The sequence below is a fragment of the Mesorhizobium sp. RCAM 06353 genome (genome assembly GCF_059683585.1).
Window position 1 is genome coordinate 6,860,015 of the sequence record NZ_CM185031.1, and the last position, 25,908, is coordinate 6,885,922.

Genomic DNA, 25,908 nt, shown 5'->3' on the forward strand with positions numbered 1-25,908 from the left:
GTCGCGCGCTCACCGCGTTGGCGCGCGCCATTCGAACCGGCCCTCGCCATCCTCGTCTGTCCACAGCGGGACGGCGCGGCCGATGATCTGGTTGGTGGACAGGAGGCCGAAGTAACGTCCGTCGAGGCTCTCGGGCACCTGCCGGTTCATCAGGAAGACTTCGCCGGTCGGGATGCGGCGGCAGCCCTGCCAGACCGGCAGGTCACGGCCGGCCCGATCGCGCTCGAGCGCCGCGCCCGCTTCGATACCATCGACAGTTATGGTGAGGTTCAAGCGACAGACCCGTTGCCCGGCAAGGCCAAGGATGTGCTTCAAGAGTGGCACGCCGCTGGGCAGATAGCCTCGTTCAGCGAGAAACGCGGCGAGTGGCTCGGGCGCGTCGACGGCGACAAGATCGGTGACCTCGAACGGTCCGTCGAAGTCGATCGTGTAGAAGCCGATCGGCGCGCTGGCTGAGGCATTCCAGATGAGCTTGGTGGGCATCGAAGTGAGGCCGGGATAGCCGACGCCCATGGTTGCAAGAACGCCAGCGAGGATGATCCCGGCGCGGCTCACGGCTCGATCCTCTTGCGCAGCAGGAAGGCGCGATGTTGGTCGAGCGTGTAGGCGCGCGGCGCGTGGCCGGCGGTTATCCGGTTGTGGATGTGTCGCCAATGATCGGGCGACACCAACTCAGGCTCGATGTCGAGGCGCTGGATGGTGTCGATCGCCTGCAGCACGTGTTCGACTTTGGGCCAGCTCTCGACCTTCAGAAGGATGTCGCCGCCGGGGCGTACGAAGGGCAGTGTCTGATAGGCTTCGCCACGTGCGATCGCACGCACGATATCGATGCGTGAGATGATCGTTCCGAAGTCGTTCGCGGCCCAGCGAACGAACGCAAAGACCGTGCCGGGGCGATAGGACAAGATGCGCCGGTGACGATCAACGATCTGTTCCTGAGCGTGGGTGCCGAACCGTATCCAGTTCTCTTGCCTCTTCTCGAGCCAGGTCAGTTCGACATGGACGAGATCGTCGGAGGCGTGGCGGGTGGCCGGGAACGTGCCGCACACGCGAGGAGCCGCGATGCCAGTCATGAGAATTGTCCTGATGTTGCGGGGAATTCGCGCGCAAGCGTGTCGGGACCTGACGGCCGCGATGCAAGGCAGCGCTTTCCTGACCACTCACTCATCGCGCGATCCCCTCGATCTCGCTCACGGGTGCGGTGGTGTCGCGCTGCAGTACTGTCGCCGTCGACGACGAAACGCGCGCCGATCGGGCCGGCAGATACACACTTCGCGCAGACCAGCCAGAAGCTCGGCCAAAGCCAATCCATGGAACGGCAACGGTTGCACTTGAGCAGCGCGAGGGCGGCGAGCAGCGCGAACCGATTTCCCCGGCAGATCAATTCACCGGCGAGAACCAGCGTCAAAGTTGCCTTGCCGACACCGCTCTTGTGGTTGAGGCGTGCGGCGATCATCGGGTGACTCCGGAGCGCGGATCAAAAGGCGGAACCGAGGCTTCGGAGACGCTGGTTGCCGTGCTGCTGCCGTCAGAAACCGATGGCGCATTCGAGGTCTTATGGGTGTCTATGCTGCGTGCGTCGCAGGTTCGTCGGATGAGCCTTTGCACACCACACGCGCGCGCTTCAAAGTTAGAATCTTGGTTAGAGTCTAAGTTAAGGGCGTGATTTCGGCTTTGCTTTCCAAGGGTTAGGCCCCGTTTGGGTTCCTGATAGCACGAGCCTGCGGTTCCCGATGGCACGATAGCTCCGGTTCCTGATAGCACGAGGCCGTCCACAGGCTTCCTACAGGAGGCGATACGCTCGAAGGCGAGCAGCACCCGGCCGCCAATCTCTACTTCGAGCGCAAGCGTGTAGCCGGGCAGCGGCTGTCGGCGGATGATGTCGCGCAGCTCGAAGGCGAAGCGCTTGTAGGGTGACAGGCTGCCGGATTTCTGGTGGAGGTGACGGAAGTCGAAGCGCCAGCCGTCGGGCTGGCGTCCGCCATGCTTGCGCACGAGCCGATAGAGCCAGCGCTCCAGCCCACCAGTCAGGTCGAAATAGGCGCGATCGATCGTCAGCACGAGCGCGTCATCGAGGACTGCCTGGTAGAACCAGTCGGGGACGATCAACTCGATCCCCGCGGCTTTGCCATGGCGATCGATGCGCTCCTGCCACTCATTGATCCATGAGAAGCGGTGACGCCGGCCTTCGGCGGGCTGACGGATCGTCGTCGAGACGGTGGTCGACTGCAGCCGATCAAGCCCCGCCTTCAGGCGCTGATAGTCGCGCAGGCTCTTGCCGCGGCCGACGAAGGTGAGAATCTCATAGGGTGTGGCGGCCATCAGGCGCGAAGTGCGAAGGCCGGTGTCGCGCGCCTCGACGATCTGGCTCGCGGCCCAGATCAGGATGTCAGCGTCCCAGATGGTCGCCATGCCATGATCGGGTACGGCTTCGACCCGGATCGTGACGTTACCCGCGGCAAAATCGATCGGGGAGACGCGATGGGTCTTGGCAAGGGAGAAGAACGGATAGGCCATGAGATCCTGCGCGTCTCGTGGGGCGAAGTCGCCAGGCAGCGCCCGGAACAGGTCGAGCTGCCCGCGCTCCGATAGGGATTGGTTTCGTGCCACCATTTGAAATCCGCGCGCGGTCAGCGTGCGTAGCCTCCGCCATGCGCCGGCGGCGTCGGTGTGTGACGCTTGGCCGGCAGGACCGACCCACGCGGATCGGATGTAGAGGTGACAGCGCCGCGTTCGGCCCAAGCCTGAAGATCGTCGACGGCATAGACGACACGGCCGCCGAGCTTGCGGTAGGAAGGACCAGTGCCATAGGTACGGTGCTTTTCGAGCGTTCGGGCGGAAAGGCTGAGGAAATCCGCAGCTTCCTTGGTGCGCAGGAAGCGTGGCGGCAAGACGGCGATATCGGGTCGCATGGATCGGGCCTCCGTGGGGTTTTGGACGGCCGCTGGCGTTCAGCGGTGGTTGGAGACCACGGTGGCGGAGAGTAAGCTTCGTCAGGGATGGGGAAGTTGAGGGGGGCTAAAACTCCACCCCTTCTGCGCGGCCAGACCCGCTAGGATCGACGGCGATGACGCAGGATTTGCAAATAGCCGCCACCGATCATGGCGGTGGCGCCTTCGACGAGACCGATCGCCGCGTCGCGCAGCGCGGAAGTTTTCCAGGGATCGGCGGCCACGCGCTTGAACCCGTAAAGGGCGATGGCGATGTCGCGGTAGCTCGCGCCATTGGCGCGGCCGTCCGCGGCCTGCATCATCAGACGGAAGCGGCGGCGTTGCTGCGAGGTCATCCGCGTGTCCGCAGGCGCTGGGCGCCCCTGCCAGGCACGCCAGAACCGGGTGAGTGCTTCGATCCGTCCCAACGTGTCTGCGTCCAGGGGAATCAACGCCGCCAGATGGCCGTGCGGGTCACTGCCGGGCAGAAGGAAAAGTTGAGTGACGACACCTGCACTATGGACAGTGTGGCACCCTTCCGGGCTGTCGTGGTCCACGCCCAGACCAGTAAACGGCGCAGGCGGCGTCGATGACAGGAAAGCCGGCGCCGGCACGAGAGAAACCACTGCTGGATCGACGTCAGGCGACCAGAAAACGTCTTGCGCCAAGGCGGACAAAACCGGCGTGGCCGGGAAATCGTAACCCCCATTGCCGCTGCGCCTCAGGGTGGAAAGGTGCATTTTCGGCGCTTGTGGTCAGGAGCGCTTGATAGTGCCTTTGATAGGGTTCGTGACGTCGAAGACACTCCCAGGCGAGCCCTTCGATGGGTAATGTATCGAAATAGTCATAGCTCTCATTGTCTCGCCAATGCGACGTATCCGGCCTCATCCAAGAGCTCCTCGCAAGAAACGCGTAGACCCCGCTTCAAAACAATTCCGGGTTGTAGCGATTGGCGGAAGACCCTCACCGGGCATCGGGTGATGCTGTTTCGGCATCACGCGGGAACGACAGGAGCTGGTCGTGCTAGCTGCCGGGTTGACGCAAGAGATGGCGGTAGCCAGCACGTGCCATCCAGCGCGCTCGCGCCAGATGGCTGTCATGGATGCGCCGGGCGCGTTGTGGCTCCTTTGTCAGATCAATGCCGAAGAGAATTTCGACCACCTCGCGCCAGTCCGCGCCGTCGTCGGCGGCGTCAAGCAGGCGTGCATAGAGCTTGATGTGCTCCCGATCGTATTCGGTGAGTTCGTCACCCGTCGGCGCGGTATCGTCAAACGGCTCGATCATCGCTTGCCCTCGTTTTCACAGAGTGAGCCCGCATTTTATAGAAACAATCTTGCCAGCGGAGGATGGTTGATCAGCATCAGGCGATGCGATTTGGGCATCGCCTCGGTTTGACTGGACTGGACTGGACTGAACCGGCCGTCCGCAGAAGAAGGCCCCGGCCTTACGGCCGGGGCCTGCGCGGGTCCTCAATCGCCCCGCCGCGCGTTCGGGCGGGACCAGATGAGCGAGAAGCCCTCACCTTCCTCATCGTCGAAGAGGTTGGCGTAGATCGGGGCGTTGAAGCTCGGATCGTCGAGCTTGAGGCCCAGATAGTCGCGGCCCTCGTTGGACTGCTTGGACCAGGCGGCGCCGATCTCGGCACGACCGACCAGCACCCGGTGGCTCGGAGCGTTCTCGCCAGTGGCGCGTGTATCTGGGACGATGCGCACGTTCTTGGCCTGGACGCTGAGGGTGACGATTTCGCCGGTGTACTCGTTCGAGGCGGTCTTCTTGAAAGTGCCGATGGTAGCCATTGTAAATCTCCGTTTTCTGTTCCCGAGCCCGCACCATGCGGCCTCGATGGCGATCACTTGGCCGGAGGCGACCGACGGCGCATCGCTTGCGACCGGAGCAAGGCGGAGGACGGCGCAGGATCGACTTTCTTGTCTCGCGAGGAATGGCGGCGCTCGGGGCCTCATGCGGATCGCATGGGGTGGGGGCCGGCAGGGGAAGAAAGTCGAGACGCGCCGTTGCGGCTCAGGCGGTCGAGGCTTCAGCCGTCCTTCGACCAGATCAGGCCATTGAAGAGGCCGTTTGGAGTGCTCTTGGGACGGATTGGCAACGGGGACAATGGCGCCCAACGCGCCGTCAGCAGGTCGCTACGAGATTCGCCGGCATCGCCCACACATCCCTGGCACCAGATCCCGCGCACCGCCGACGGCCGCGGCCACCGGCCGCAGTGCTTTCCTGCTATCAACTGGCCGGACCTGCCTTCAGCATCGACCGAAGAAAGTCCAAGACCACATCGGGTCCGCGCTGCAATGCCCACTGCTCGATCATTGGCACTCAGCCCGATCGCTCCAACCGTTGACGATGAGGAAGCTAGGCCATTGTCGGTCTGATCCATCCGCCTCGCTCGTGCGGGTCTTATGCTCGAACCTTGCCCCGACCAGATTGTCGGCGCCGGCCATGCCCGCGACCCGCAGATATGCCATGAAGCCGATGGTGATAGCGCCGATGACGGAAAAGACGACCTGCCAGAGTTCCGAAGGCACCGTAAGCTTCGCGATACCATGGATAGCATGGTATCCGGCAACGATCGCTGGCGTGACGAAGAGCAGCGCGATCGCCAGCGTCGCCGAGGAGAATCTGGGCCGCGCCACGCGTCAACCCGGCCGCAAGGACGGCGACGAGGATCGGGCCAAGCCTGCCGACCCCAGTGTTGAGTGACCATGTGCCTGTGCTGACGCCGACGACAGCGGAAGGGCGCAAACAGCAATGGTGAACAGCAACCAGTACAAGATGCCGATGGTCGCGATGCGAAGGAAAATGCCGGGGATGATCGTGGTGGTGTCTCCGAGAATAACTCTGACGATTGCGCCTTCCACCACCACCTCGGCGCAGCGCAGGCATAACAAAGAAAAAGCGCGGGCGAAAACGCGCGGAAAATGCTCGCATCGCGAGCCGCGTGTTCGCCCCCTCACGGGGCGAACGGGTCGATTTCACCGATGATGGCAGCTTCGTCGCCGTCATACTCGTTCGCCGGCACGACCGAGAGAGTGCCGTCGCCGGTTCGGAAAATGACGATATTGATCATCATGCTGGTGGCGAGGCTAAAGGCGAAGGCGTTTGCTTCTGCGAGGGACATCTTTCCGGCTCCTGTCTGGGAAGCGGAGACCATCCCCGCGTGACAGGCGCCCGATGTGTCCGGCCGAGGGCCGCAATCACCGTGGAGGCGAAGCCGAAACGGCGGCACGCTTTGCGTAGTCCGACCCTTATGGGTTGATGGCGTCAGGTCCTCGGACCGGACCAAGGAATTGCGCCGATAGACGCGGCGATGGGTTCGTGCAGCTTCAGAAGCCGATGAGGACTCAAGCCTGACGTCATGCCTTCGCCTTCGTCGCGAACTGCCAAGAGCTGGCTGGTCAGCCCGTTTGGGACGACCACTCCCAGACGGGCATGGCCTTGTGTGGGATTGACCCCGTACGACCCATCATGCCGCGCCGAACCTCATGACCGGGATGCCGAACTTGCGGGCCTTGTCGGCGAGGTTGTCCTGAATGCCCGTGCCAGGAAAGTGAATGACGCCGATCGGGAGTATATCGAGCATCGCATCGTTGCGCTTGAAGGGAGCGGCCTTGGCGTGCCTGGTCCAGTCAGGCTTGAAGGCAATCTGCGGAACCTTGCGATGGTGAGCCCATTTGGCCGCGATGAACTCCGCTCCCTTCGGTGACCCGCCGTGGAGAAGCACCATGTCGGGATGCTTGGCATGGACCTGGTCAAGCTTGGCCCAGATCAGCCGATGATCATTGAAGTCAAGCCCACCTGTAAAAGCGACTTTAGGCCCGGCAGGCAGAAGTGCGCGGCTATCGGCATGGCTCTTGGCGGCAAGAAAATCGCGACTGTCGATCATTGCCGCGGTGAGATTGCGATGGTTGACGACGGAGCCCGAACGCGGTCGCCAGATGGAATGCGTGTGATGCTCGAAGTGCTCGGCCGCCTGGTCGCGCATCAGTTCGAAGACGCTGCGGCGTTCGAGCAGCGTCTGACCCTGGGCTGTGAGCCGTTCGAGTTCGACGGACTTGACCTCGGACCCGTCCTGTTCGCGCTGCAGGCGTTGCTGGGCCACTTCGTTTTCGTCGAGTTCGCGCTCGATCCGATGGCATGCGCGATGGAAGAGGTTGACTATGCCCCAAAGCAGTTCCTCGAGGTCGGGTTCGAGGCGTGTGTCGGCCATCGCCACCACGAGGGCGTCGAAGATGTCGGCGATGCTGGCTGCGATAACATGGCCTTCGGGAAGCGGGCGCGGATCTGGCTCGTCTTCGAAGGGACGGTAGCCGTAAAGCTGAAGCTCCTGGAGGACATGATCGGTTGGGGATGATTGCGGATCGAATTCGGTGTCGTGCTGGCTATCCATGTCGGCTTCCTCAGCGGATCGGCCGCGCCCATCGCGGCCTTCATGGCGACGAAGGCGGCGGGCGGTCCGGACTTGCACCCGCAGCGCCAGCGCAGGGCCGGAATGCCAGTGGAGGATGGCGAGCCCGGCTATTTTGTTTCGCGATGGAAAGGCCTGAAGCCGGGGCCCGCGCGCGGGGTGGGTAGGGCCGCCGGAAAATAGCTGAGGCGAAGCCATTGCCGGTCCGGGCCGCCCGCTGCCCGATCGCCCTCTGGAAGGCCGTGGGCCGGCCCGCTTCCCACCGAAGAAATGCGATATGCGCCTGACACCCGACAGCGACATGCGGCTATCTCATCCCCAACCGGTCAGGCCGCGAGGGGCATGAACCGTGCGACGTCCTCGGGCGCGATCTGAACTCGCAAGGTCGCCCTGACCGCGTCCAGACCGAGCACACGCAGATCCTCGTTGAAGTCGCCGAGTTGTGGCGTCAGCACCATCGCTTCGATCCCGGCCGAGCTGGAGCGTTCGATGAGGGTCGCCATTGCTCCGTTCCCTGCCGGATCGTTGTCGCGAGCGATGTAGAGCCGCCGCAGCGTGTCGGGAAACAGGATGGCCGCCAGATGTGCCGCCGATAGGGCTGCGATCGCTGGCAAGGAGGGCAGCGCTGAACGTTGCGACAGCATGGTCTCGATGCCTTCACCGGCCGCCATCACGTCACAGCCGAGACCGAAGCGGACCGCGTGCCCAAGCAGTTCGCCCATGGCGCGCCGCGGCGTGTCGATCGGAGCGCGGCCGAGATGGGCCTCGCTGAAGCCGCCAGGATCGAGCCATGTGCGGTGTGCACCGGTGAGCTTGCCTCTGAGGTCGGTGACAGCCGCGATCATCGCTGGCCAGGTCTCGGCCGGCCCATGCTCGTCGGGACGGTAGTAGCAGCTCGGATGAAATCGAAGACTTGCGGTTTCGTGAAAGGCAGTGATGGCGCGTGCACGCAAATATGTCTCGACGGGCGTGCCCGAGATCGGCTGCGACATGCAGACCAGGCGCCTGGCCGCTTCGACAGAACCGAAAGGAGCCGGAGCCGATTGTCGTTTGCGTTCCGTTTTGTCGGGAATTGGCCGGGGCATGGACAAGAAGCTGCGCGCCTCATCAGCGACATCCTTGAACTCCGCCGCACCAAGAAACTCCCTGATGACGTCGAGCAGATCGCCGTGCTCGCCGGTGGCTGCGTCCGTCCACTTGCCTGCCTGGCCCTTACCGGAATCCGGACCGTCAAGGCGGACAAACATTGACCGCCCTGGTGAATTGCGAACATCGCCGACCAGCCAATACCGGCCCTCGCGGTGACCATTGGAAAGATAGCGTCGGCACACCGCCTCGGCCTGTTGGGCAAGACGGCATGCCAATTCGGAAGCAGTGTGAGGAAACATCAAGCCGCCTCCCTCTCACCAACGCGCTGCACAGGATAAACGCTGAAGGACCTTCCCAGGCTCCGCTCGCGTCGGACGCGCCGAACGAGGCTTCCATCGCCGCGCGCAAAACGGTCGTGTCGATGCGTTGACCCCGTTCGAGATGGGGAAGGAGAAGAAGAGCTGCCGCGAGGATGGCCGCGGCTCGGTCGTGTTGGTGGGTGTCGAAAACGAAACGTTCATTGGGTAAGTCCTCGGGAGAGCGACACGGGAAGCCCCGCCGGCGCTCTCTGACCGGACGGGCTCAAACCGTCTCGGCCGGACTCTCCCTCTGACCACCGTCCACAAAAACTGCCCGGCGCTCTTGCGAGTGCCGGGCAGTGGGTGGCGCAGAAGAGCCGTGACTATTCGGCGGCGTCGAGATGCTTTTCGTTCCCGTCACCAGCCAATCCACCCTCGTCCTCACCCGCGAGGAAGTCCGGCAAAATTTCGTCTACGCCGTCGGCATTGTGCTCGACCGCCTCGACATCGAGGTCGACAAGCCGCAGCGGTTCAGGCAGCCAGCCACGGTCGGCGAGCAGCCGCTCCGCCTCCTTGGCCATATCGTCCTTCTTGAGGTGGTCGATAAGCTGGGCCGCGCGCTCACCGTCGCCCTCGCGAACCGCCTCGATAATCCGCGCCTTGGTGACGCGTCCGAGATAGTTGCCGACCGTCGGCCGCCAGCCGGAATCAACCATGTCGAGCCCGACCATCCGGGCCAGATGATCGGCTTCGGCAAGACGCTGCCGGACGCCATGCGCCGAGATGGCGCCGTTGCCGTAGCGATCGGCCCTGTCATAGAGGGCGTTCACTCCGAAGGAGGCGCAATGGGCGAACAGCGCGGCTTGCTCGCCATTGTTGAGCGCCACCAGCGCATCCCACAGCTTGTTGGCGTCTGCCGGCAGGCGGGTCTCCCAAGTCGCATGGCGGGCTTCGATCGCTTGCGCGTAGGGCGTGTCACGAAGCTGGGAGGACTGGGCAGGGAAGACCGTGCCGCGGACAGAGACCTCCATCGCGACACCCTGTGAGCGGTACCGAGAGAACACGTCCCGCACGAATTTGTGGAGCACGGCGAGGAAGGCGGTCGCTGGGTCGTTCGCGAGCTTGTCGCGCAGCGCCAGCGTGCGCTCGGCGGTCAGTTCCATGATCAGTCGGTCCGGCAACGGCTTGATGCCATCCCCTTCATCATCCCCTTGCTGGACCGGCTGGCCACCGATGGTGATGACAGCGCGCTGCACCAAGCCCGTCTTCGCAGGATCGCCGGCTCTCTCCACCCCGAAATCGTTCTCACCATCAGTCGCGACGGGGGATTCGTCCTCCGGCTTCACATAGCCACGTTCGACGAGAAGCGATCCATCCGCATCGACGCTGAGAAAGACGCCGGCTCGGGCAATGTCGACTGCAGCAAAGCGGACGGGGCGCGCCTCAAGCGCTCGAATGGCGGCTTCAAGTTCGCCGAACCGTTGGTCGACCTCGTCCGGAAACTCGTCTGCCTCTTCGTATTCCGCCTGCAGCCTGTCGAACTCGTCACGCAGCGCGCCGAGCGTTGCCTGCTCCTCGTCGGTCAAGTCGACGGGCGTGCATTCGAGTTCGCGCAAGTCGTTGGCCGCGCCGTAGGGAAAGCTCACCGCGACTTCGATCCACTTCCAGCCCTCATTGGCGATTTCGTCAGCCATGACCTGGAGCTTTTCGGTGACAAGACGGTCGAGCAGCGGTGCGTCCTGGAGCCATCCGCCATCATCCGACTGGAAGAGGTCCCGCAGCACCTGACCGCCGGCCGCCTCATAGGCGTCGAGTCCTACGAACACGGCCCGTTTGTCAGATGCGCGGACGCTGTTCTCCGTCAACATGCGGCGGATCTGGTATGGCTCCTTCGACCAACTGTTCTTGATCGCCTCCCACACTTGCTCCTGTCTCGCGTGATCGTCACTGACCGAAAACGCTTCGAGCTGGGCGATCGTCATATCGTCGTCGGCATAGGTGTCGAGCAGCACTGGCGACACAGCGGTGAGCTTGAGGCGTTGCTTGACCACGTTAACCGAGATGAAGAAGGCGGCGGCAATCTCCTCCTCCGACATGCCTTTGTCGCGCATGTCCTTGAACGCTCGAAAGGCATCCAACGGATGTAGCGGAGCGCGATCGATGTTCTCGGCCAGCGAGATTTCCTCCGCCGGAATCGCGCTGCTGCCCATGACACAAGGAACGGGTGCGGTCTTGGCAAGCCGCTTCTGGCTCACGAGCATTTCGAGGGCGCGGTAGCGGCGGCCGCCGGCCGGCACCTCGAACATGCCCGTCTCCTCGCCGCCGGTATCGAGCACGGGACGAACATGGAGGCTCTGGATCAGTCCCCGCCGGGCGATCGAAGCTGCCAGATCCTCGATCGAGACGCCGGCCTTGATGCGCCGGACGTTGGTCTGGGCGAGCACCAGCTTGTTGAAGGGAATGTCGCGCGAGGACGGCAAGGTGATCTTTTGAACGGCATTAGCCATGATGTTTTCTCCGCGACGGGCGCCGAGAGCCTCTCTCTCGACCCAAACCCGTCATGAAATCCCGGCACTCCTCTCACTCTCCGGCCACCGAACCGGGAAGCCGGCGAAGCGCGTTCCCGACTCCGGTTCGGCATGGCCCCATCACGCCGCCTCCCTTTTGTCGGTCGCTGCTGCCGAGGTCGCATGCTGATCGACACCAGGCTGGAAACCGAGGATGAATTCGGCGGCCTTCGACGCCGCGCTGGCCGCGCGGACAATGGCGCGATTGTCTTCGCGCAGGACCTCCAGCCATGAACCGATATAGTCGGAATGGCGCACCGTCGGCGCGATGGAGAGCGAGGCACAGATGAAGGCGCCCGCCAATTCGGCGACCAGTTCCTCGCGCGCGTAGGATTTGGAGCCGAAGGAACCGGTCATGTCACGGTCGAGCCGGGAGGAATGACCCGACCAATGCCCCAATCCGTGGAAGGCGGTCCGGTGCCAGTTGATCGGTTCGAAATAGGCGGCTGGCGGCGGGACCTGCACGAAGTCACTCGCCGGGCTGTAGAAGGCGTGGCTGCCGCCGATCCGAAAGTCCGCGCCGGTGGCCCGGATCAGTGTCTCTGCTTGCGGTTCGACCATCCCCGGCGGAGGTGGTGGTGCGAGGGCGACGATTTCCTGCGGCAGGTTCTCACATTGATCTGCGTTGAAGACGGTGAAGCGTTTTAGGAATGGAATAGCCTGCGCTTCATCACCGCTCTCGCGGGCTCGCTTCTTCTCGTCGCTGGGAATGAAGCGGTCGGCGAATACGACGGTCGTACCGTGCTCGCCCTTCCTGACGTTACCACCGAGTGCGAGCGCCTGGCTGAAAGTAAGCCAGCTCTGCCCCGAGAAGCCATGCTCGATGACCGCGCCCCACAAGATCAGGACGTTGATGCCGGAGTAACGGCGATGCGCTGACGCATTCCACGGCATGGCGAGCGGCGCCTTTGCCGCGGCGGTTCCCCAAGGCTGCACCCAGGGGACACGTCCGGCTTCCAGTTCGGTGATGATCTTGTCGGTGATTTCCTGATAGAGGCCCGTGCGGTCATTGCCGGAACGGGCGCGAGCGGTGTTTCTGGACATCGCGGTTCTCCGCGACGGGCGCTAGGAGCCTCTCTCCCGCCTTCAACCCGTCACGGCAACCCGGTCCGCACTCTGCCTCTCATCGGATCCGTCTCGATACCCATCGGCGGCAGGAAGAGACGCCGGCATGGCAGGGCTCGCGTCAGGGATGGAAGCCCGCACGGGGAAGGCCCGTCGCAGACGGGGCTTCAGCTTCGCCGACGGCCCTGCCCCGCCAGGGGGACGCCCAGTGGGGCCCGCTCCAACGCCTACTTCCGCAGGGAACGAAAACCAGAGGTAACAATTATCGATGCAAACCAAGCGTGGGTGTTTGCATGCCGAAGGTCCATGAGACATGGCAAGTCGAGCCGCACGGCCGGTTGAAAGCGGTCGCTGACTGTCTCTTGACGGTCAGCGGCGAGATCCAGATGCCGCTGGGTCATTTTCCGCGGCGAATGACGGTGGTCGGCCTGAGCGGAAACCGCACCGCGATCTGGAGCTGCATTCCCCTTGCAGAGCCGGAAATGCATGAGATCGAAGCGCTCGGTGAGCCGGCCTTTCTCATCGTGCCGGGTGCCGGCCATCGGCTGGACATCAAGCCTTGGAAGCTCCGCTATCCCCAAGCGAAAATTATCTGCCCGCCGGGCGCGCGGGAGGCCGTGGAGAAGGTGGTCTACGTCGATTCGACTGCGGATATCTTTGACGATCCTTCCGTTCGGATGGAAACGGTGCCGGGAGTTGCGGAAAAAGAGGCGGCGCTGTTCGTGCGCCGCGACGGGGGTACAACCCTCGTCGTCAACGACATCCTCGCCAATGTGCGCCACCCCCATGGGATTGGCGCGCATATCATGGCGCGCCTGCTGGGCTTCGGCGTCAACCGGCCGAGCACGCCGCGCGCTGCAAGATGGTTCTTTGTGAAGGACGGAAAGGCGTTGGGCGCGGCGTTTCGCAAATGGTCTGAAGACCCGGACCTTGTGCGCATTATTGTCAGCCACGGCGATGTCATTGCCAACAAACCGCGCAAGGTGCTGGAGCGGGTTGCGCAAGATTTCGGGGCGTGAGCAAAGGCCCTCCCCGCCTGGTCGTTGGCGGCAGCAACGGTACGAGAAGGGAGCGACTGACCGCAATGGCGCATTGCGTGGCCAAGCGGGAGAGCAAAAGACAGACCTCACCCCCGCCGAGGCAACAGACCGCATCCAGGCCTAGCGCAGCAAGCCTTCGTCCTCGAAAGCGTCCCACCCCTCCAACTCCGGCGGCGCCTCTTCTTCCTTGCTGGGTCTTTTCGTGCCCTTGCCCTTGCCAGCGTGCGTCAGCCCGGCCTTCCCGGCGCCGCGCCGCCTGTTCTCGGCAACGTCTTGCGCATCCTGTTCTCTCCAGAGGGTCGGTAGGTCGCGATCGAGCACGTCCTCGATGTGCCGCGGGTCGAAAACATGCGCCAAGCCGTTTGCTCTTCCGCCCCTTCATCGAGGAGGCTCAGGGGTAGTTGGGCAGTGTGCATGGTCGCCAAATGTATGATGTCATGCGTTACTGGGACGACGATCATCCTGAATGGGATGCAGAGCGACACGCCTTCGCGGCGGCGTGGCGGAATGTTTGGCGCGATCCGCTGCCTGGCGACACGATAGAATCGTTTGCCGATAGGACGATACAGTCGAAGTCCACCTGTCCCGTTGGACGCCCGCGCCGGCGACTGCCGGCGCCCTAAGGAAAAAACGGCGCATAAACCGCAGTCCTGCGCGCGTCCGCAAATGCGGACGGTCGCGTCCCCGGACGTGGTGTAGCTCGGCGGTAGCGAAGCCGCTCGCGAGCGCGCCCTCAACAGCGCCGTAGCGAGCGAGCGGCTTTGCGGCGGTCATCGATGTTCCCCGGTAAGGTCGGGTTGCTGACACCAACCTGATTCGAAGGAACCACCGATGACCGACGACATGATGAACCTGCGCACGCTCGTGGAGAAGACCCCCGACGCCGATATCTTGCGCGAGATGATCGGCTTTGCCGCCGAGCGGCTGATGGAGCTGGAGGTGGGCGCCGCCACCGGCGCCGGCTATGGCGAGAAGAACCCGCTGCGGACGGCTCAGCGCAACGGCTATCGCGATCGCGACTGGGAGACGCGCGCCGGCACCGTCGAGCTGCGCATCCCGAAGCTGAGGAAGGGCTCCTACTTCCCCGGTTTCCTCGAACCGCGGCGCATGGCCGAGAAGGCGCTGACCGCCGTCATCCAGGAGGCCTACGTCCAGGGTATCTCGACCCGCTCGGTCGACGACCTGGTCAAGGCCATGGGCATGAGCGGCATCTCCAAGAGCCAGGTCAGCCGGCTGTGCGAAGAGATCGACGGCAAGGTCAAAGCGTTCCTTGAAAGACCCATCGAGGGCGACTGGCCATACCTGTGGATCGACGCCACCTACCTGAAGGTGCGCCGCGGCGGCCGCATCGTCTCGGTCGCCGTCATCATCGCCGTCGGCGTCAACGCGGACGGCCGGCGCGAGGTGCTGGGCATGGAGGTCGGCACGTCTGAGGCCGAGCCGATCTGGACGGAGTTCCTGCGCAAGCTGACCCGCCGCGGCCTGCGCGGCGTCAAGCTCGTCGTCTCCGATGCCCATGAAGGCATCAGGGCGGCCGTCACCAAGGTGCTGTGCGCGACATGGCAACGCTGCCGCGTCCACTTCATGAGGAACGTGCTGGCCCATGCCGGCAAGAGCGGGCGCCGTGTCGTCTCCGCCTTCATCGCCACCGCGTTTGCCCAGGAGACGCCAGAAGCCGCAAGCACGCAATGGCGTGCCGTCGCCGACCAGATCCGGCCGAAGGTGCCAAAGCTGGCGACAATCATGGACGACGCCGAGCCCGACGTGCTGGCCTACATGACCTTCCCCAGAGAGCACCGCGCCAAGCTGCATAGCACCAACCCGATCGAGCGCCTCAACGGCGAGATCAAGCGGCGCACCGAGGTCGTCGGCATCTTCCCCAACGATGACGCCATCGTCCGCCTCGTCGGCGCGCTCCTGCTCGAACAGAATGACGAATGGGCCGTGCAGCGGGCGCGCTACATGACGCTGGAAACCATCAGCCAAATGAGCGATGATCCTCTCACCAGCCTGCCAGCCGTGGCACGCTGATCATCCCGGCCCTATGCCGGAGAGCGCGGCGACCAAGCCGTCAGCTACACCACTCCCTGGGACACGATCATGCGGACATTGTCGCGCGCGGGACGGAGGAAATTCGCCCCCGCTGCGGGCGGTTAACAGGACAGCCGAAGGAGCGTCAGCATAGCGCCGGCCGCAGGACGGGACGCGGGACCGACTGTCCCCGTCCACGGTGGTCCGCATGCCGGATAGATCGCCACCGGTTCCGACAATTGATCTGTCGCACCTGCGGCCAACAGTTTCTTGGAACGCAACGCCTCCACGGACATTGCTAGGCGACAGGAGGTGCCCATGCCGAAATTCCGCTTTGAGACCACCGGGTCCGACCAGACCACCACCTCCGAGGCGGAGTTGGCGAGCCCGGACCTCGCAAGTCCACGGGCAATCGAAAAAGCTCACGCGGCGCTGCTTGCAGGTGGCGCCACCGGTCTCGATCAATCTGGATCCGTCACAAAGGTCTATGATGAAGCGGGCTATCTGGTCGCCACAGTCAATTTCTCAGACGTGATGCTCGACGATTCCCAGGAGCAGCCCATCAGCGACCCGCCCGCCGAAGAGCCAGGCGTCATGCGGTCTGGCTGACGGCACGCGGTGCCGTTCTATTCTGGATCATGTTCAACACGAAGTACGACTTTCAGAGAGTGTCCAATGCCGATTGTCACCGGGATCGCGTTCGCGTTGCTCATTCTGTTTGTGGTCCTGTTTTTGACCCACGCCGAGCGCGATCTCAAAAGCTCCCCGACGTTCTATCGCATAAGACGCCGGCTCTCCATTCCGTCTGGCCGCAGGCCAGTTATTTTCGCCGATCGCGGAGGTCCCGATGATGGGGATCAACGGCGGCTCCGCGTTCGCTAAATGCCGGGATTTGAGTTCCTTGATTTCATCATCGCGCCGCGCGATGCGGCTCTCCAGGTTGGCGATACGCTCGGCTAAAAAATAGCGGCCCACCATAAAACCGCTGCTGCCAAAAAGCAGGGCGAACGAAGCAAAGGCGATGGGATTGGCGAGCACCAGCACAGAGTTTGTTTGGAAGAAATCGATGAGGTCTTGCATCGCTTCAGCCCCAAATTTGGTAACAACTCGCCCATTCCACCCAGACCAGCCTATGGATGCTCTCGCAACGCGTTCGTTCGATCGACTGGACAAAATCCTGCGCCCAATGAACCCTTCCCTTGGACAGCGCGACGCCACAACACACCGGCACCACACCAACCTGAGTCGGTTGGCAACCGGCCCACAGCACAGCGCGATCTACCTCAAGCTAGGCCTGTTGGTGCCTACATCGTCCCAGTATAGGGAATATATTCCTATGCAGTCAAGGCCCTATTGACTCCAATGTTCTTGTTTTGCGCACTTCTTGGCGGATTGGTACAGGAGGTGGAGCATGGAACTTCGCTTGAACTGAAGGCGCGGCGCCTGAAGAACTCGCACGCGGTGTTGCGGCCGCTGAAGTCGCTCTCCTCGACCAGATGGCGGGCCAGTTCGGCGGCATCACCGCCGAATGGCGACATGACATGGATGTTCGAGCGCGTGGTGGAACCCGTCACGCATGCCGCTAAAGCGGCTGCGAGCGAACTGTCGCATATCGGGCTCGAGCTGACGCTGGACCATGTCGGGCAGCATGCTGAGATGCGGGCGGAGGTCGCCGCGGCTCAGTCAGCGTAGTTCGCGAGCGAGGCGTGAAGTTTCAATACGCTGCGCGCCTCGCGTCATTGATGCGATCAATAATTGCCGTTGTAATAGCGGTCGTCGCAGGGCGCAGTGTAGATGCGGCCGTAGCGGTCCTGGTAGCGGCACATCTGTTCGCCGCGGGGCTGCTGCGGGGTGGTGGCCGAGCCGACGACGGCGCCGAGCAGCGCGCCACCGGCCGCGCCGATGACCGTGCTCTTGGTGTTGCCGCCGATGGCCTGGCCGACAAGGGCGCCGCCGGCGCCGCCGAGCAGGGCGCCCGTCGTGGCCCGCTGTTGTCCTTCGGTCTGAGACTGGCAGCCGGCAAGTGCCGCGGTCATGAGCATGGCGGCTATGGCTTTGTGAAAGGTCATGGAGGTCTCCCTTAAAGGTCTGAAATCCCTATCGATCGTCCCGTGCGGTCGCATTGCGGCGGAACGGGGGCACCGACGCTCACGATATGAGACATGGTTTCTCGGGCGTTGATGGTGGCGGGCTTCTTGGCAAACGTCAATTTCCCGAGATTTGACTAGCCGGAGCCTGAAGGAACGATCCTCCAATTCCCGAAGAGATAGAAGCCCGCCGCCCCATTCACGGCAGCGGCGGGCGCCCCTAGGGATTAACGGGACTTGCTGGGGTGTTGGTTTGCCCCTGCCGTTGAAAAGAACTATTAGAGACGCCTAATGTTCCACCGGCATACTTAACCTCGCGTCCGAAAAACCGGCAGCAGCTCACAGGCAGACATCTAACCGCCGACCACCGGCACGGTAACGGTCGTCGCGTAGTTGATAGGGAAGGCGCTGAAGTAAGGGAAGTCGATGACGAAGGCATAGGTGGCGGTCAGATGCGCCATGCGGAAGCCGCCGCTCACCGGATCGACGGCAATCGTGACGTTCACATCCTTCAAACCCAGGGCCAGCAGTTTCTGCGTGGCGATCGATTGGATGTCGGCCTGGGTCAGCGTGTTCTGAAGCTGCAGCGAGCGTGATGATGTCTCCAACACATAGCGAACGCTGGACACAGAGTTCATCGACCAGCCGAAGGCGAAGATCCCGAACAGCAGCATGAGGAGGAAGGGCGCGATCAGCGCGAATTCCAGCCCGGCCCCGCCCGATCGATCCCGCCTGAACGCGCCTGCCCTAACGGACACGGATCACCTCCAGGTGGCCGATGACGCTGGGAGCGGAAAAGGCTCCGAAGGCGAAGGGAGGCACCCACGTCGCCGATGCCTGGATCTGGACATAGACCGACGGCGCCTTCGGCCCACTGCACAAGGTGGAAGCGTCGACCACGGTCGTCCCGCACATGTAAATCCGGCTCAACGTCACCTGGCCATCCGTCGGCCGCTTCTCCCAGCTCGACATGGCAACGGCCTGGGTCGCCGTATCACTGGTCGAGCCTGCCATGATCAGATTCGCGGCCGTCTTCACGCCGGCGCGCATCGACAGAGAGCTCGTTGCAAAAGACCAGCCGTCGACGATGCCGAGCAACGCCAGGCACAGGAAGGGCAGGACCAACGCGAACTCGACCGCGGCAATGCCTGCATCGTCCCTCAGCATCGGCATCGATCGGCGTTCCACGGAGGCCTACTCGACCAGTGCCACGGACTGCGTGGCCGGAATGTCGCGCATTCCGAGGCTCGTGCAATCCTGATTGATGGTTGAACTGCCGGACCATTGGATCGTATCGGCGACGACTTGGGTGCAGCCGCTGTTGCCGGAGAAATTGCCGAGATAGTTGACCTGCTGCTTTGGGAAGTAGATGGCCCCAGTCAGGAGCGAGTCGGCGGTGCCGTTGAAGGTGCTCGATGCGCTGTTACCGGTCCTGTCGCCATAGAATAGCACGCCTGAATAGGTGCCCGAGGTCGGCGCGCTTACCTTCACGGAGGCATTGCCATTTATACTCACCGTCGAACTGCCCGATATGAAGATGGTCACCCCGCTGCCGGTGATGGCAGCGTTAGCGTTTATCTTGAGATTGCCCTGGACCACATAGACGCCGGGCGAGAGCGTGACGTTGCCGCTTAGGCTGAGCCCATTGCAGTAAGTACCCGGCCCCAGTGTCGATTTGTTTGCGTTCTGGCAGGGGTTTGAAGCCGGTGGTGCCGGCAGGTCCGCAAATGGATCGGCGGCAGGCAGCGCCTGGGTGACGGGCGCCGCGCAGATGGTCGTGACGGGGTTGCTGAGCGAGACCCCGCCCCCCGATATCAAGCAATCGGCCTGGAGGCCCGCCGAGCCCTGAAGCTTGATGGCGTCCGAAGCGATCGAATTGGCCATCACCGAGCAGCCGGTGACTTTCACGCTGGTATTGCCTGAAAACAGCGCCGCCTGCGAAGCGGATGGGTCGAGCGCGAGGATGCAGGCCTTCGAGGCTTCGGTGATAAGTGCCACCGCCCTCGCCTGCTCGGGAACCTGGCCTTGCGTGAAGATCGAGGTGAAAATCCGGTCGAGCTTCTGGCCGACGATGACCTCGACCGCCTTCTTCGCCGTGTTCGGACCGGACGCCGGCGGGGTGTTGACGACGATCGTGCCCGAGCCAAGCCCATTCGTCGCCGCCGACTGGGTCGCCGCCGCGACGATCGTCGGCGTGTCGGAACCCGAGATTTTCTCCAGCGCGCCGGCATAGGCCGCGGCATCGGCCGTCGCCTGCAGTTTCAGGCTGTTGTAGTACCAGTAGGAGGTCTCCACACCGAAGCCGGCGGCGCCGACAACGATCGGCAAGGTAAGCGCAAAGATGGTCGCGATATTCGCGTTCGTGCCACGGCACATACCTCTCGCAATACGCCGAATCTGGGGAAAGCCGCTGAATGCCATGCGATAAATTAGAAAACACGCATATATGAACGAACGGCTAAACCGTCCTGTTCACTTTAACCAATGATGGCATTCCTTGGCATTAAAGGGCGCTTAAAGCTCTCGCTGCAAATCTTCCATCCAAAGCGCCGCCCGGCACTGCCGAAATGTGATGATGGAGCGGAAGACCAACAGCGGCGATCGAACTGCGCGACGCGCTGCCTGCGACACTCTCGGAAACTAATTATTCATAGATTCTAATATACGATGACGGCCGTCGCAGAGGCCGGTTTTGAGTAGTGCGACACACACTCTCCTACAACGGAAAGCCCGGAGCTCCCCCGCGCCGGGCTTTTCTTACTTGGCCTTTAGCAGCCCTCCAGCGCGGGTTTCCGCCGGCCGCTGCCGTGCCCGCCTGTAGCGCGTTAACCCCTTGCTTGCTGGCTGTATGTTAGCGTCAACTAATGATCGCATAGAGGGTGCGATTGCATGGACATCTAATCACTGCCATGACCATCATTTTTGCAGCATTCGCAGCGGCATCGGTAGCAAGCTTGATCCTGGCGGTCTTCAAATCAGGTCGGATCAATGAGGATCCCTCAACAAACAAGCGTTTTCGCAGCGTCTTCGGGATCATGTCGGAAGATCGACGAGAGTCCCTGATTGCCCATTATTCTCAGAAGTATTCATGCGGGCGTGACGAAGCCATGCAGCGAGCCATCGACAGTCAAGCACGGGACGAAAGGAACTGGTAAAACGTCTGCCAGCGCCCGCTTTCTCCGTCAGCTCTCCTACACCGCCGAAGCGTCTCCCGTGCCCATAATGAGGCAGGCAGTGGCGAAGATGCGGGGATCCTTACGAATCCGTAAGTCGCGCGATTGAGCCCTTCCTAATATGGAGTGGCTCATGACCAAGCATCCCGCCGTGGAAACCGACCCAGCCGACCGACCTTACGAGGTTGAAGCGTTCGCCGAAAAGCACGGGTTAACGTTGAAGGCCGCAGACGTGATCTTGCTTGCGAACGGGCCGTCGCGTGTCGCCTGCGACGCCGCAGCGAAGGCATTCCTCGCCGCAGTGGCGGGGCGGACTCAGTCAAAGGCCGATTGAAGCCCCTACAGCGAGCATTCTTGCTTGCCGCTCTCGTAGAGTACCGACGCGTCTCCCGCGCCCTTGCGGCTCGCTGTGGCCTGAAGGAAGCGCGCATTCGACCAATGCCTGGCGGTTGATCACTGGTTACACACATATTAGCGACAGTTAAAATTCAATCATTTCGAATCCGACGGCGTTAGCTTTCGCCTGCTAACTTTTGGTCAGTTCACCAACACGATACGGAAAGATGCGTGGCCCAGGTTTGATCAGAGAATTGCGGCTGGTCGATGCTCAGCAGGTTCGAGAGCGAATCATATTGCTCGAAGGCGAGCTGATAAACGCCGCCAATCACTCCAATGCGAAATGGAAACTTCATGACATCGCTCACGAACTACGGGCAAGTAAAGACAGACTGAAGCTTCTCGAAGAGTGTATCAGTCATCTCCCTTTCCGCCACTGAAGACGCTCACGGGTCAGCAGCGTTCATGGCAGGAACGTAAGGTGAAAACTAGGGGCGCTTTCGCCTCAATGCGCCACTGCGTGATTGCGACAAGTTGCAAAGACACAGAACAAATCAAGACCCAAAGAAAATCGCCCGGGAGAAACAGCCTCATCCAACCCACCCGAACGTAAGGCTCACCATCACCACCGCGATCAGGATGGAAACCGGGACCGCCACGAACAGCCCGACCTCCAAAAATCGGGTATCTTTGTCACTGAACATTAGGTGCGCCTCATGCTTCTTTGAATGCTAGAAGCGGCCAACCCCCAATTCGGTTCCGAACTCTCTTAGGGCTGGCTACGCCGGTGAGGCCGCGCAGGAAGCGGTTGCGCTGCCGACCAGCCCCCTAGGTTGCGTGCTGAATTTACCGTTTGTTGAGGATACTAGCGCACCATCATACGCGGACATGGAATGTAGCTCGTACATGACTAAAGGCCCCGGCGCCTCACCCAGCGCCGGGGCTTTGTTTTCTACAATCGCGTGATGCCGCCAAACGCGACGGCGCTACCCAGCCGCAGGGGGCCGTACCGGTCCCGTGGTGTGACACTGTGAACTCCACTTCCTTGCCGATCACAGTTGTTAGGCTCGCCGAGAACCCCAACGAATCTCAGCGTGCCAGCCGCCCTGGCATGAGGGACACAACAGGCCGACCAATTGATTTACGAGTCCGCTATCCAAAAAGTTGCTTGAAATCGTCAGGGGAGCCGACTGGCGGGGAGAGAAGCACCCTCGCCTGTTGGCAGGAAACGGGTGGCGATGGCTGTTGGCTAGCGTGAGAGTGGGCGACCTTAACAAAAGAGGTCCCCCTATGTTCTCGCTGTTACGCGCGCTTCATGTCCATGGCGCAAAGCGCGGCGAGGGTCTATTGCCGGCGCTGTTGACCATGTCACCGTGGCCGCACGAAAAGCCTATGAATGGGAATTCAGTTGCTTTGGATGTGACGAAAAGCGAGCCTAAGCTGCGCCCGTCCCATATAGAATGTCGCGGCGTTAGGGCTTCTTCAGCAGACGCGCCTCTCGTACGAGCGATGGCCAGTTCCGGCCCAAGAACATGATTAGCTCGCGGGCCTGCGCTTCTGTAATGCCGGTCTCGCTTACCAAGCGGCGGACGAGCTCATCCGGTGCGGCAGTGTCGTCAACCATCAACTGTGCTCCCATATGACCGCACGTGATCCATGGGACGATAGTTGCGGTCGGAAACGTACAGAGCGGGCCTACCCAGCCGTAGTACCTTCCCGACGTCTGAATTCAAAGTGGCGAGGCCTAAAACGGGTTGGCAGTGTGACCGCAAGGTCTGTGACCCGTATCCATTTGCTGTAATTGCCTCGCAAAGTAACCCTCTGCCCTAGCGCTTTCTCTGCCGCCTTAAAAGGTGTGCGAGCCTTCGCGTCGACCGTCGAAACTATGGATTCCCCGTCCATCTCTTCAACGCGGTAATTCTTCATGGATTACCTTTTTGATGGCGCAAGCGAATCGTGCTGATCAGGGCTGTTCAATATTGGCTATGACTCAATTAAGACCGGAGTCCCTAGCGAGCGCTACCCAGCCGTAGGCTTTCGTTAAATTCGTACCGCAACTAGCGGACGCTGCAGGCGTTTCGCGAGAATGGCGATTTACCACTTCGACTATCGCGACAACGACAAGCGGGTTCCCGATAAGGAGGGCACCGAAATAGCCGACCTCGAAACAGCGAGGGAGGACGCCGTCATAATATTGGCCGAACTTGCCAAGGGCATCGAGCGGTCAGAACACCGAGTTCTTTCGATAGAGGTCCGGGAAGGCCACAAGCCGCTATTGCAGATCAGCCTCACACTGGACATCAAAACTCCCGGCTTAGGCGATTGAGCGTCTGTGCAGGGTCCACCAGCGGGGCGTCTCGGCAGGCCGCCGCTTCTATGGTCGAAGCCTGCCGCGCGTGTCCTGGAGAACACCCTACTTGCGAGAAGACCTAAATTCCGCGAGCATCCCTAGATGAGCCGTTCATCCATCGTCGAGGAGCTTGAGAGCGCCGCCGATCGCATCGCGGACATTTCGCGTGCTGATCTGCAGATCATCCTCCGCCGCGCCGCCCTGATGCTCCGCAGTGTCTCTGGCGTGCCGCTGGAGGCGCCTACACAGGATGCGTTGACCTCAATCGCTGCAGAAATGAAGATGAGCCAGCCGAACCTTATCGCGACGATCTTGAGAGACTGGCTGGAGACAAACGCGTACTTGCCGGTCTATGAGTTAGACGACGACACAACGACAGACGGACGGGCGTAGGGTAGCTTCCGCGATCACGAGACTGACGAATCGGCCATATGTGCAGTGCGGCGGACCTAGGTGCAGCGCTTCCGCTGCCACCAGCAAGCACTCGATTTCAGCCCGCGATAACTGTTGGGAAGGCTCTGGTGGCCATTTGGCGAGTCTCCGTTTTGAGGGGTTCGCCGCAACGAAGGAATATGTTCCTCCTGTCGATCTCGCCGGCAAGCGGCCAAAAACGAAAAGCCCCCGGCCGAGAGCCAAGGGCTTCTTAACTTCCGTAACCCTGTGGAATGACGTCAGCCTGCCGTTTTGGAAATCGTAGTTGCCGCTGCCACTGCCGACAAGCGCTCGCGCTTGGCCAGAACAGGTTTCTCATATTTCTTTTTCATTGAGCCTTCCCCACTTTTGCTGTCACAGATCATTGAGCCCGCACCTTACTGTCTGTCAAGCTGTGCGGAACAGAGAGGGGATTCACATCGAGTCCCGTTCGATCTAGAATCGAGCCATGGACACGATCTTCGATGACCTATCCAACGCCCTCAGAGCGCCCCGTGTAGACGCCTGGCGACCTGTCCGCCTCATTGCCTAGACCCTGCCGGCAAGCTACTCATGGGCCTTGCAATCGGCCTTGGCGTAGGCATTGGAATGGCAATAGCGGGTTAAAACCAGTTATCAGTCGTCACCACCGCCGCCGCCGCCGCTGTCTCCACCGCCACCACCACCACCGCCACCGCCAGATCCGCCGCTGTCGCCACCGCCAGATCCGCCGCTCTGGTGGTCGCCGTTGTCGCCGCTCTCATCGCCAGAATTCTCGCCCTGATCGTCACCACCCTGTCGCTGGCCGGCGGCAACGCTGCCGTCACTCTGGTCGCCGCTACTGGCTTCATTTTGGACCGCATTATCATCGCTCTGAACATCGGTGCTGGCATCCTGGCTATCATCGTTTGATGCGGTGGCGGTCGCTGTACCACCATGGTCGGAGACCTGGCTTGCGAAGGCATCCGAAGTCATGAAAACGCCCAGCACACCGACAGAAGTCGCTACCAGCAAAGGGAACTTTTTCATCGTTTTCTCCAATGTCCACTTGCCGCCACCGCGACCTTATCGTTGCTGGCACATTACCACGTGCTTAAGTGCAAAGGATAAATTTTAGCGACCGCTAATTTGCAATGAGCATTAGCGGCTCGATCGCGACGATGCTTCATGTCGATCCATCGTTTTCAAAAGGGCTCACGCCAGCGCCAGCACGACGCCAGCCGAGAGATGAAGGCGAGCCGAGCAGGCCGCTGTTTTATCGGCCATAGACGGACCTCCGAGCGGCGCGCGACCGTTTGAGGGTACTATTGGACACGGCTGTGCGTCCGCGCGGAAGCGCGGGTCGATCAGGTTGGCGCATTTCCCTGGACGCGACGGTCGGCTTTCTAGTCCCCTCGTCCCGGAAGCCGCCCTTCGGCTTTCGGCCCAGAGGCTGCCGGACCGCAATCGCCATAACCGGACTCTCTAGCCGATTGCCGACCTGGTTTCGCACCCGGCACGCGCCAGGCTTGGCATGCTCTCGAAACACGCAGCAACCTTGCCGCCGTCGCAATAGATGCCACCGGTTCTCAAAGATAGTTGTCGCCACATTCACCCCGATGTGGAACTCGATCCGGCGCTCTTCCGTCCGCTTCTGCACTACTGCGCGCGGCGTGCTAGGGATCGTCGAGCCTCTGGCCGCACTACTGCTACTACTCCCTCGTAACCTCCAAGAATACTACTTCATCGGACCCCGTGTGATGGACGTGAGTTCCACGATCACGTCAAACGCCTTGATGGTCAACGTCGGGTCACCTTTCATCTCCGCAATAATTGGCCCCTCCACGAAGGCTTGCACTGCGGCGTCATCGTCGAACAGGTAGATCCCGCCGGCTTCGCTTTGGGCCTCGTTTATGATCCAGACCTTCCAGCGCAGGCCAGGTATGTCCGCGATAGGTTGAGCATAGGGCAGGTTTTCTTTCTCGTACTCGGCCCTCGGCCCGTTGAGCTTGTAGTTGATTTGCAGAATTTTGGCCGACATGTCTTTCCTCCCTTATTCTCTAGGCGTTGCATGGCCACCCCGGACAGGTCGAATGAGGCTGCAACCTCAGTATGGTCTTCAAGAAAGCGGGAC

Annotated in this window: 34 protein-coding genes and 1 pseudogene; 9 read left to right on the forward strand and 26 right to left on the reverse strand. The window is 61.9% G+C overall.

Features of this window, described 5'->3' with window-relative positions; genetic code table 11:
- Positions 1 to 9: 9 nt before the first annotated feature.
- The 15 genes from AC56QX_RS33060 to AC56QX_RS33130 all read right to left on the reverse strand — a co-directional run bounded on the left by AC56QX_RS33060 (position 10) and on the right by AC56QX_RS33130 (position 12,346).
- The gene (locus AC56QX_RS33060; protein WP_497112752.1) at positions 10 to 555 is read right to left on the reverse strand and encodes a S26 family signal peptidase; all 546 of its coding nucleotides are present in this window, start codon (positions 553 to 555) and stop codon (positions 10 to 12) included.
- Positions 552 to 1,073 (reverse strand): DUF2840 domain-containing protein, encoded by a 522-nt coding sequence (locus tag AC56QX_RS33065; RefSeq protein ID WP_497112753.1) that lies wholly within the window; start codon positions 1,071 to 1,073, stop codon positions 552 to 554. Before AC56QX_RS33065 ends, AC56QX_RS33060 begins: the two co-directional genes overlap by 4 nt.
- The gene (locus tag AC56QX_RS33070; RefSeq protein ID WP_497112755.1) at positions 1,070 to 1,456 is read right to left on the reverse strand and encodes a hypothetical protein; all 387 of its coding nucleotides are present in this window, start codon (positions 1,454 to 1,456) and stop codon (positions 1,070 to 1,072) included. Before AC56QX_RS33070 ends, AC56QX_RS33065 begins: the two co-directional genes overlap by 4 nt.
- Entirely contained in the window at positions 1,453 to 2,613 is a 1,161-nt protein-coding gene (locus AC56QX_RS33075) for a replication initiator protein A (protein WP_497112756.1), read from the reverse strand. The genes AC56QX_RS33070 and AC56QX_RS33075 overlap by 4 nt, the downstream gene beginning before the upstream one ends.
- Before the next feature lie 17 nt (positions 2,614 to 2,630).
- Positions 2,631 to 2,912, reverse strand: a complete 282-nt coding sequence (locus tag AC56QX_RS33080) for a helix-turn-helix transcriptional regulator (RefSeq protein ID WP_497112757.1) — start codon at positions 2,910 to 2,912, stop codon at positions 2,631 to 2,633.
- A gap of 140 nt (positions 2,913 to 3,052) precedes the next feature.
- Complete coding sequence (locus AC56QX_RS33085; RefSeq protein WP_497112758.1) at positions 3,053 to 3,670, reverse strand: DUF2285 domain-containing protein; 618 nt, start codon at positions 3,668 to 3,670, stop codon at positions 3,053 to 3,055.
- Positions 3,570 to 3,818, reverse strand: a complete 249-nt coding sequence (locus AC56QX_RS33090; RefSeq protein WP_497112759.1) for a transcriptional regulator domain-containing protein — start codon at positions 3,816 to 3,818, stop codon at positions 3,570 to 3,572. The genes AC56QX_RS33085 and AC56QX_RS33090 overlap by 101 nt, the downstream gene beginning before the upstream one ends.
- Before the next feature lie 135 nt (positions 3,819 to 3,953).
- Positions 3,954 to 4,214, reverse strand: coding sequence for a DNA -binding domain-containing protein (locus AC56QX_RS33095; RefSeq protein WP_497112761.1), 261 nt, complete (start codon positions 4,212 to 4,214; stop codon positions 3,954 to 3,956).
- Positions 4,215 to 4,399: 185 nt separating this feature from the next.
- The gene (locus tag AC56QX_RS33100) at positions 4,400 to 4,726 is read right to left on the reverse strand and encodes a DUF736 domain-containing protein (protein ID WP_497112763.1); all 327 of its coding nucleotides are present in this window, start codon (positions 4,724 to 4,726) and stop codon (positions 4,400 to 4,402) included.
- A 522-nt stretch (positions 4,727 to 5,248) separates the two neighbouring features.
- Positions 5,249 to 5,575 carry a hypothetical protein gene (locus AC56QX_RS33105; RefSeq protein ID WP_497112764.1) on the reverse strand — a complete coding sequence of 109 codons (327 nt, stop codon included), beginning with the start codon at positions 5,573 to 5,575 and terminating at the stop codon, positions 5,249 to 5,251.
- Between the two features lie 317 nt (positions 5,576 to 5,892).
- The gene (locus AC56QX_RS33110) at positions 5,893 to 6,060 is read right to left on the reverse strand and encodes a hypothetical protein (RefSeq protein WP_497112765.1); all 168 of its coding nucleotides are present in this window, start codon (positions 6,058 to 6,060) and stop codon (positions 5,893 to 5,895) included.
- A gap of 345 nt (positions 6,061 to 6,405) precedes the next feature.
- Complete coding sequence (locus tag AC56QX_RS33115) at positions 6,406 to 7,329, reverse strand: DUF2493 domain-containing protein (protein ID WP_497112767.1); 924 nt, start codon at positions 7,327 to 7,329, stop codon at positions 6,406 to 6,408.
- A gap of 344 nt (positions 7,330 to 7,673) precedes the next feature.
- Positions 7,674 to 8,735: a DUF7146 domain-containing protein gene (locus tag AC56QX_RS33120; protein WP_497112768.1), complete on the reverse strand. Its 1,062-nt coding sequence runs from the start codon at positions 8,733 to 8,735 to the stop codon at positions 7,674 to 7,676.
- A 383-nt stretch (positions 8,736 to 9,118) separates the two neighbouring features.
- On the reverse strand, positions 9,119 to 11,242 hold the full coding sequence (locus AC56QX_RS33125; RefSeq protein ID WP_497112769.1) for a ParB/RepB/Spo0J family partition protein: 2,124 nt from the start codon (positions 11,240 to 11,242) through the stop codon (positions 9,119 to 9,121).
- A gap of 141 nt (positions 11,243 to 11,383) precedes the next feature.
- Positions 11,384 to 12,346, reverse strand: a complete 963-nt coding sequence (locus tag AC56QX_RS33130; protein ID WP_497112770.1) for an ArdC family protein — start codon at positions 12,344 to 12,346, stop codon at positions 11,384 to 11,386.
- A 314-nt stretch (positions 12,347 to 12,660) separates the two neighbouring features.
- Here AC56QX_RS33130 and AC56QX_RS33135 point away from each other — a divergent pair, with 314 nt between their 5' ends.
- Entirely contained in the window at positions 12,661 to 13,386 is a 726-nt protein-coding gene (locus tag AC56QX_RS33135) for a hypothetical protein (RefSeq protein WP_497112771.1), read from the forward strand.
- Between the two features lie 141 nt (positions 13,387 to 13,527).
- On the opposite strand, the gene AC56QX_RS33140 is transcribed toward AC56QX_RS33135, so the two are convergent.
- The gene (locus AC56QX_RS33140) at positions 13,528 to 13,764 is read right to left on the reverse strand and encodes a hypothetical protein (protein WP_497118074.1); all 237 of its coding nucleotides are present in this window, start codon (positions 13,762 to 13,764) and stop codon (positions 13,528 to 13,530) included.
- Here AC56QX_RS33140 and AC56QX_RS33145 point away from each other — a divergent pair.
- From AC56QX_RS33145 to AC56QX_RS33155, 3 genes and pseudogenes are all read left to right on the forward strand, one after another.
- Positions 13,761 to 13,916, forward strand: a pseudogene (locus AC56QX_RS33145) (dihydrofolate reductase family protein); the annotation flags it as partial. The gene AC56QX_RS33140 and the pseudogene AC56QX_RS33145 overlap by 4 nt on opposite strands.
- Before the next feature lie 322 nt (positions 13,917 to 14,238).
- Positions 14,239 to 15,438 (forward strand): IS256 family transposase, encoded by a 1,200-nt coding sequence (locus tag AC56QX_RS33150; protein ID WP_497112602.1) that lies wholly within the window; start codon positions 14,239 to 14,241, stop codon positions 15,436 to 15,438.
- Between the two features lie 318 nt (positions 15,439 to 15,756).
- Positions 15,757 to 16,047 carry a hypothetical protein gene (locus AC56QX_RS33155; protein ID WP_497112773.1) on the forward strand — a complete coding sequence of 97 codons (291 nt, stop codon included), beginning with the start codon at positions 15,757 to 15,759 and terminating at the stop codon, positions 16,045 to 16,047.
- Between the two features lie 33 nt (positions 16,048 to 16,080).
- Here the strand turns inward: AC56QX_RS33155 and AC56QX_RS33160 are convergent, their stop codons facing one another.
- On the reverse strand, positions 16,081 to 16,518 hold the full coding sequence (locus tag AC56QX_RS33160) for a hypothetical protein (protein ID WP_497112775.1): 438 nt from the start codon (positions 16,516 to 16,518) through the stop codon (positions 16,081 to 16,083).
- A 324-nt stretch (positions 16,519 to 16,842) separates the two neighbouring features.
- On the opposite strand from AC56QX_RS33160, the gene AC56QX_RS33165 reads away from it, so the two are divergent.
- Entirely contained in the window at positions 16,843 to 17,130 is a 288-nt protein-coding gene (locus AC56QX_RS33165) for a hypothetical protein (RefSeq protein ID WP_497112776.1), read from the forward strand.
- A gap of 56 nt (positions 17,131 to 17,186) precedes the next feature.
- Here the strand turns inward: AC56QX_RS33165 and AC56QX_RS33170 are convergent, their stop codons facing one another.
- The 4 genes from AC56QX_RS33170 to AC56QX_RS33185 all read right to left on the reverse strand — a co-directional run bounded on the left by AC56QX_RS33170 (position 17,187) and on the right by AC56QX_RS33185 (position 19,901).
- Positions 17,187 to 17,507, reverse strand: coding sequence for a YMGG-like glycine zipper-containing protein (locus AC56QX_RS33170; protein WP_477445412.1), 321 nt, complete (start codon positions 17,505 to 17,507; stop codon positions 17,187 to 17,189).
- A gap of 371 nt (positions 17,508 to 17,878) precedes the next feature.
- Positions 17,879 to 18,283: a TadE/TadG family type IV pilus assembly protein gene (locus tag AC56QX_RS33175; RefSeq protein WP_497112778.1), complete on the reverse strand. Its 405-nt coding sequence runs from the start codon at positions 18,281 to 18,283 to the stop codon at positions 17,879 to 17,881.
- A complete protein-coding gene (locus AC56QX_RS33180; protein WP_497112779.1) occupies positions 18,273 to 18,698 on the reverse strand; it encodes a TadE/TadG family type IV pilus assembly protein in 426 nt (141 codons plus the stop codon). The genes AC56QX_RS33175 and AC56QX_RS33180 overlap by 11 nt, the downstream gene beginning before the upstream one ends.
- Before the next feature lie 21 nt (positions 18,699 to 18,719).
- Positions 18,720 to 19,901: a pilus assembly protein TadG-related protein gene (locus AC56QX_RS33185; RefSeq protein WP_497112780.1), complete on the reverse strand. Its 1,182-nt coding sequence runs from the start codon at positions 19,899 to 19,901 to the stop codon at positions 18,720 to 18,722.
- A gap of 533 nt (positions 19,902 to 20,434) precedes the next feature.
- On the opposite strand from AC56QX_RS33185, the gene AC56QX_RS33190 reads away from it, so the two are divergent.
- Positions 20,435 to 20,680, forward strand: coding sequence for a hypothetical protein (locus tag AC56QX_RS33190; protein ID WP_497112781.1), 246 nt, complete (start codon positions 20,435 to 20,437; stop codon positions 20,678 to 20,680).
- 151 nt (positions 20,681 to 20,831) lie between these two features.
- Positions 20,832 to 21,032, forward strand: a complete 201-nt coding sequence (locus AC56QX_RS33195; protein ID WP_497112783.1) for a hypothetical protein — start codon at positions 20,832 to 20,834, stop codon at positions 21,030 to 21,032.
- A 208-nt stretch (positions 21,033 to 21,240) separates the two neighbouring features.
- Here AC56QX_RS33195 and AC56QX_RS33200 read toward each other — a convergent pair whose 3' ends face one another.
- Positions 21,241 to 21,390, reverse strand: coding sequence for a hypothetical protein (locus AC56QX_RS33200; protein WP_497112784.1), 150 nt, complete (start codon positions 21,388 to 21,390; stop codon positions 21,241 to 21,243).
- Between the two features lie 1,115 nt (positions 21,391 to 22,505).
- The gene (locus AC56QX_RS33205) at positions 22,506 to 22,658 is read right to left on the reverse strand and encodes a hypothetical protein (RefSeq protein ID WP_497112785.1); all 153 of its coding nucleotides are present in this window, start codon (positions 22,656 to 22,658) and stop codon (positions 22,506 to 22,508) included.
- 462 nt (positions 22,659 to 23,120) lie between these two features.
- Here AC56QX_RS33205 and AC56QX_RS33210 point away from each other — a divergent pair, with 462 nt between their 5' ends.
- A complete protein-coding gene (locus tag AC56QX_RS33210) occupies positions 23,121 to 23,360 on the forward strand; it encodes a DUF6894 family protein (RefSeq protein WP_497112787.1) in 240 nt (79 codons plus the stop codon).
- A gap of 126 nt (positions 23,361 to 23,486) precedes the next feature.
- Positions 23,487 to 23,777 carry a hypothetical protein gene (locus AC56QX_RS33215; protein ID WP_497112789.1) on the forward strand — a complete coding sequence of 97 codons (291 nt, stop codon included), beginning with the start codon at positions 23,487 to 23,489 and terminating at the stop codon, positions 23,775 to 23,777.
- A 278-nt stretch (positions 23,778 to 24,055) separates the two neighbouring features.
- Here AC56QX_RS33215 and AC56QX_RS33220 read toward each other — a convergent pair whose 3' ends face one another.
- The 3 genes from AC56QX_RS33220 to AC56QX_RS33230 all read right to left on the reverse strand — a co-directional run bounded on the left by AC56QX_RS33220 (position 24,056) and on the right by AC56QX_RS33230 (position 25,815).
- Positions 24,056 to 24,148, reverse strand: a complete 93-nt coding sequence (locus AC56QX_RS33220) for a putative RiPP precursor (RefSeq protein WP_497112791.1) — start codon at positions 24,146 to 24,148, stop codon at positions 24,056 to 24,058.
- A 283-nt stretch (positions 24,149 to 24,431) separates the two neighbouring features.
- Complete coding sequence (locus tag AC56QX_RS33225) at positions 24,432 to 24,836, reverse strand: hypothetical protein (protein WP_497112792.1); 405 nt, start codon at positions 24,834 to 24,836, stop codon at positions 24,432 to 24,434.
- 676 nt (positions 24,837 to 25,512) lie between these two features.
- A complete protein-coding gene (locus AC56QX_RS33230; RefSeq protein WP_497112793.1) occupies positions 25,513 to 25,815 on the reverse strand; it encodes a YdhR family protein in 303 nt (100 codons plus the stop codon).
- Positions 25,816 to 25,908: the final 93 nt, after the last annotated feature.

Coding starts and splice junctions, on each gene's coding strand:
- AC56QX_RS33065 (WP_497112753.1), bottom strand. CDS start 1,073: ATGACTGGCATCGCGGCTCCTCGCGTGTGCGGCACGTTCCCGGCCACC.
- AC56QX_RS33070 (WP_497112755.1), bottom strand. CDS start 1,456: ATGATCGCCGCACGCCTCAACCACAAGAGCGGTGTCGGCAAGGCAACT.
- AC56QX_RS33075 (WP_497112756.1), bottom strand. CDS start 2,613: ATGGTGGCACGAAACCAATCCCTATCGGAGCGCGGGCAGCTCGACCTG.
- AC56QX_RS33080 (WP_497112757.1), bottom strand. CDS start 2,912: ATGCGACCCGATATCGCCGTCTTGCCGCCACGCTTCCTGCGCACCAAG.
- AC56QX_RS33085 (WP_497112758.1), bottom strand. CDS start 3,670: ATGCACCTTTCCACCCTGAGGCGCAGCGGCAATGGGGGTTACGATTTC.
- AC56QX_RS33090 (WP_497112759.1), bottom strand. CDS start 3,818: ATGAGGCCGGATACGTCGCATTGGCGAGACAATGAGAGCTATGACTAT.
- AC56QX_RS33095 (WP_497112761.1), bottom strand. CDS start 4,214: ATGATCGAGCCGTTTGACGATACCGCGCCGACGGGTGACGAACTCACC.
- AC56QX_RS33100 (WP_497112763.1), bottom strand. CDS start 4,726: ATGGCTACCATCGGCACTTTCAAGAAGACCGCCTCGAACGAGTACACC.
- AC56QX_RS33110 (WP_497112765.1), bottom strand. CDS start 6,060: ATGTCCCTCGCAGAAGCAAACGCCTTCGCCTTTAGCCTCGCCACCAGC.
- AC56QX_RS33115 (WP_497112767.1), bottom strand. CDS start 7,329: ATGGATAGCCAGCACGACACCGAATTCGATCCGCAATCATCCCCAACC.
- AC56QX_RS33120 (WP_497112768.1), bottom strand. CDS start 8,735: ATGTTTCCTCACACTGCTTCCGAATTGGCATGCCGTCTTGCCCAACAG.
- AC56QX_RS33125 (WP_497112769.1), bottom strand. CDS start 11,242: ATGGCTAATGCCGTTCAAAAGATCACCTTGCCGTCCTCGCGCGACATT.
- AC56QX_RS33130 (WP_497112770.1), bottom strand. CDS start 12,346: ATGTCCAGAAACACCGCTCGCGCCCGTTCCGGCAATGACCGCACGGGC.
- AC56QX_RS33135 (WP_497112771.1), top strand. CDS start 12,661: ATGCCGAAGGTCCATGAGACATGGCAAGTCGAGCCGCACGGCCGGTTG.
- AC56QX_RS33150 (WP_497112602.1), top strand. CDS start 14,239: ATGACCGACGACATGATGAACCTGCGCACGCTCGTGGAGAAGACCCCC.
- AC56QX_RS33155 (WP_497112773.1), top strand. CDS start 15,757: ATGCCGAAATTCCGCTTTGAGACCACCGGGTCCGACCAGACCACCACC.
- AC56QX_RS33160 (WP_497112775.1), bottom strand. CDS start 16,518: ATGCAAGACCTCATCGATTTCTTCCAAACAAACTCTGTGCTGGTGCTC.
- AC56QX_RS33170 (WP_477445412.1), bottom strand. CDS start 17,507: ATGACCTTTCACAAAGCCATAGCCGCCATGCTCATGACCGCGGCACTT.
- AC56QX_RS33180 (WP_497112779.1), bottom strand. CDS start 18,698: ATGCCGATGCTGAGGGACGATGCAGGCATTGCCGCGGTCGAGTTCGCG.
- AC56QX_RS33185 (WP_497112780.1), bottom strand. CDS start 19,901: ATGTGCCGTGGCACGAACGCGAATATCGCGACCATCTTTGCGCTTACC.
- AC56QX_RS33190 (WP_497112781.1), top strand. CDS start 20,435: ATGACCATCATTTTTGCAGCATTCGCAGCGGCATCGGTAGCAAGCTTG.
- AC56QX_RS33195 (WP_497112783.1), top strand. CDS start 20,832: ATGACCAAGCATCCCGCCGTGGAAACCGACCCAGCCGACCGACCTTAC.
- AC56QX_RS33200 (WP_497112784.1), bottom strand. CDS start 21,390: ATGAAGTTTCCATTTCGCATTGGAGTGATTGGCGGCGTTTATCAGCTC.
- AC56QX_RS33205 (WP_497112785.1), bottom strand. CDS start 22,658: ATGGTTGACGACACTGCCGCACCGGATGAGCTCGTCCGCCGCTTGGTA.
- AC56QX_RS33210 (WP_497112787.1), top strand. CDS start 23,121: ATGGCGATTTACCACTTCGACTATCGCGACAACGACAAGCGGGTTCCC.
- AC56QX_RS33215 (WP_497112789.1), top strand. CDS start 23,487: ATGAGCCGTTCATCCATCGTCGAGGAGCTTGAGAGCGCCGCCGATCGC.
- AC56QX_RS33220 (WP_497112791.1), bottom strand. CDS start 24,148: ATGAAAAAGAAATATGAGAAACCTGTTCTGGCCAAGCGCGAGCGCTTG.
- AC56QX_RS33230 (WP_497112793.1), bottom strand. CDS start 25,815: ATGTCGGCCAAAATTCTGCAAATCAACTACAAGCTCAACGGGCCGAGG.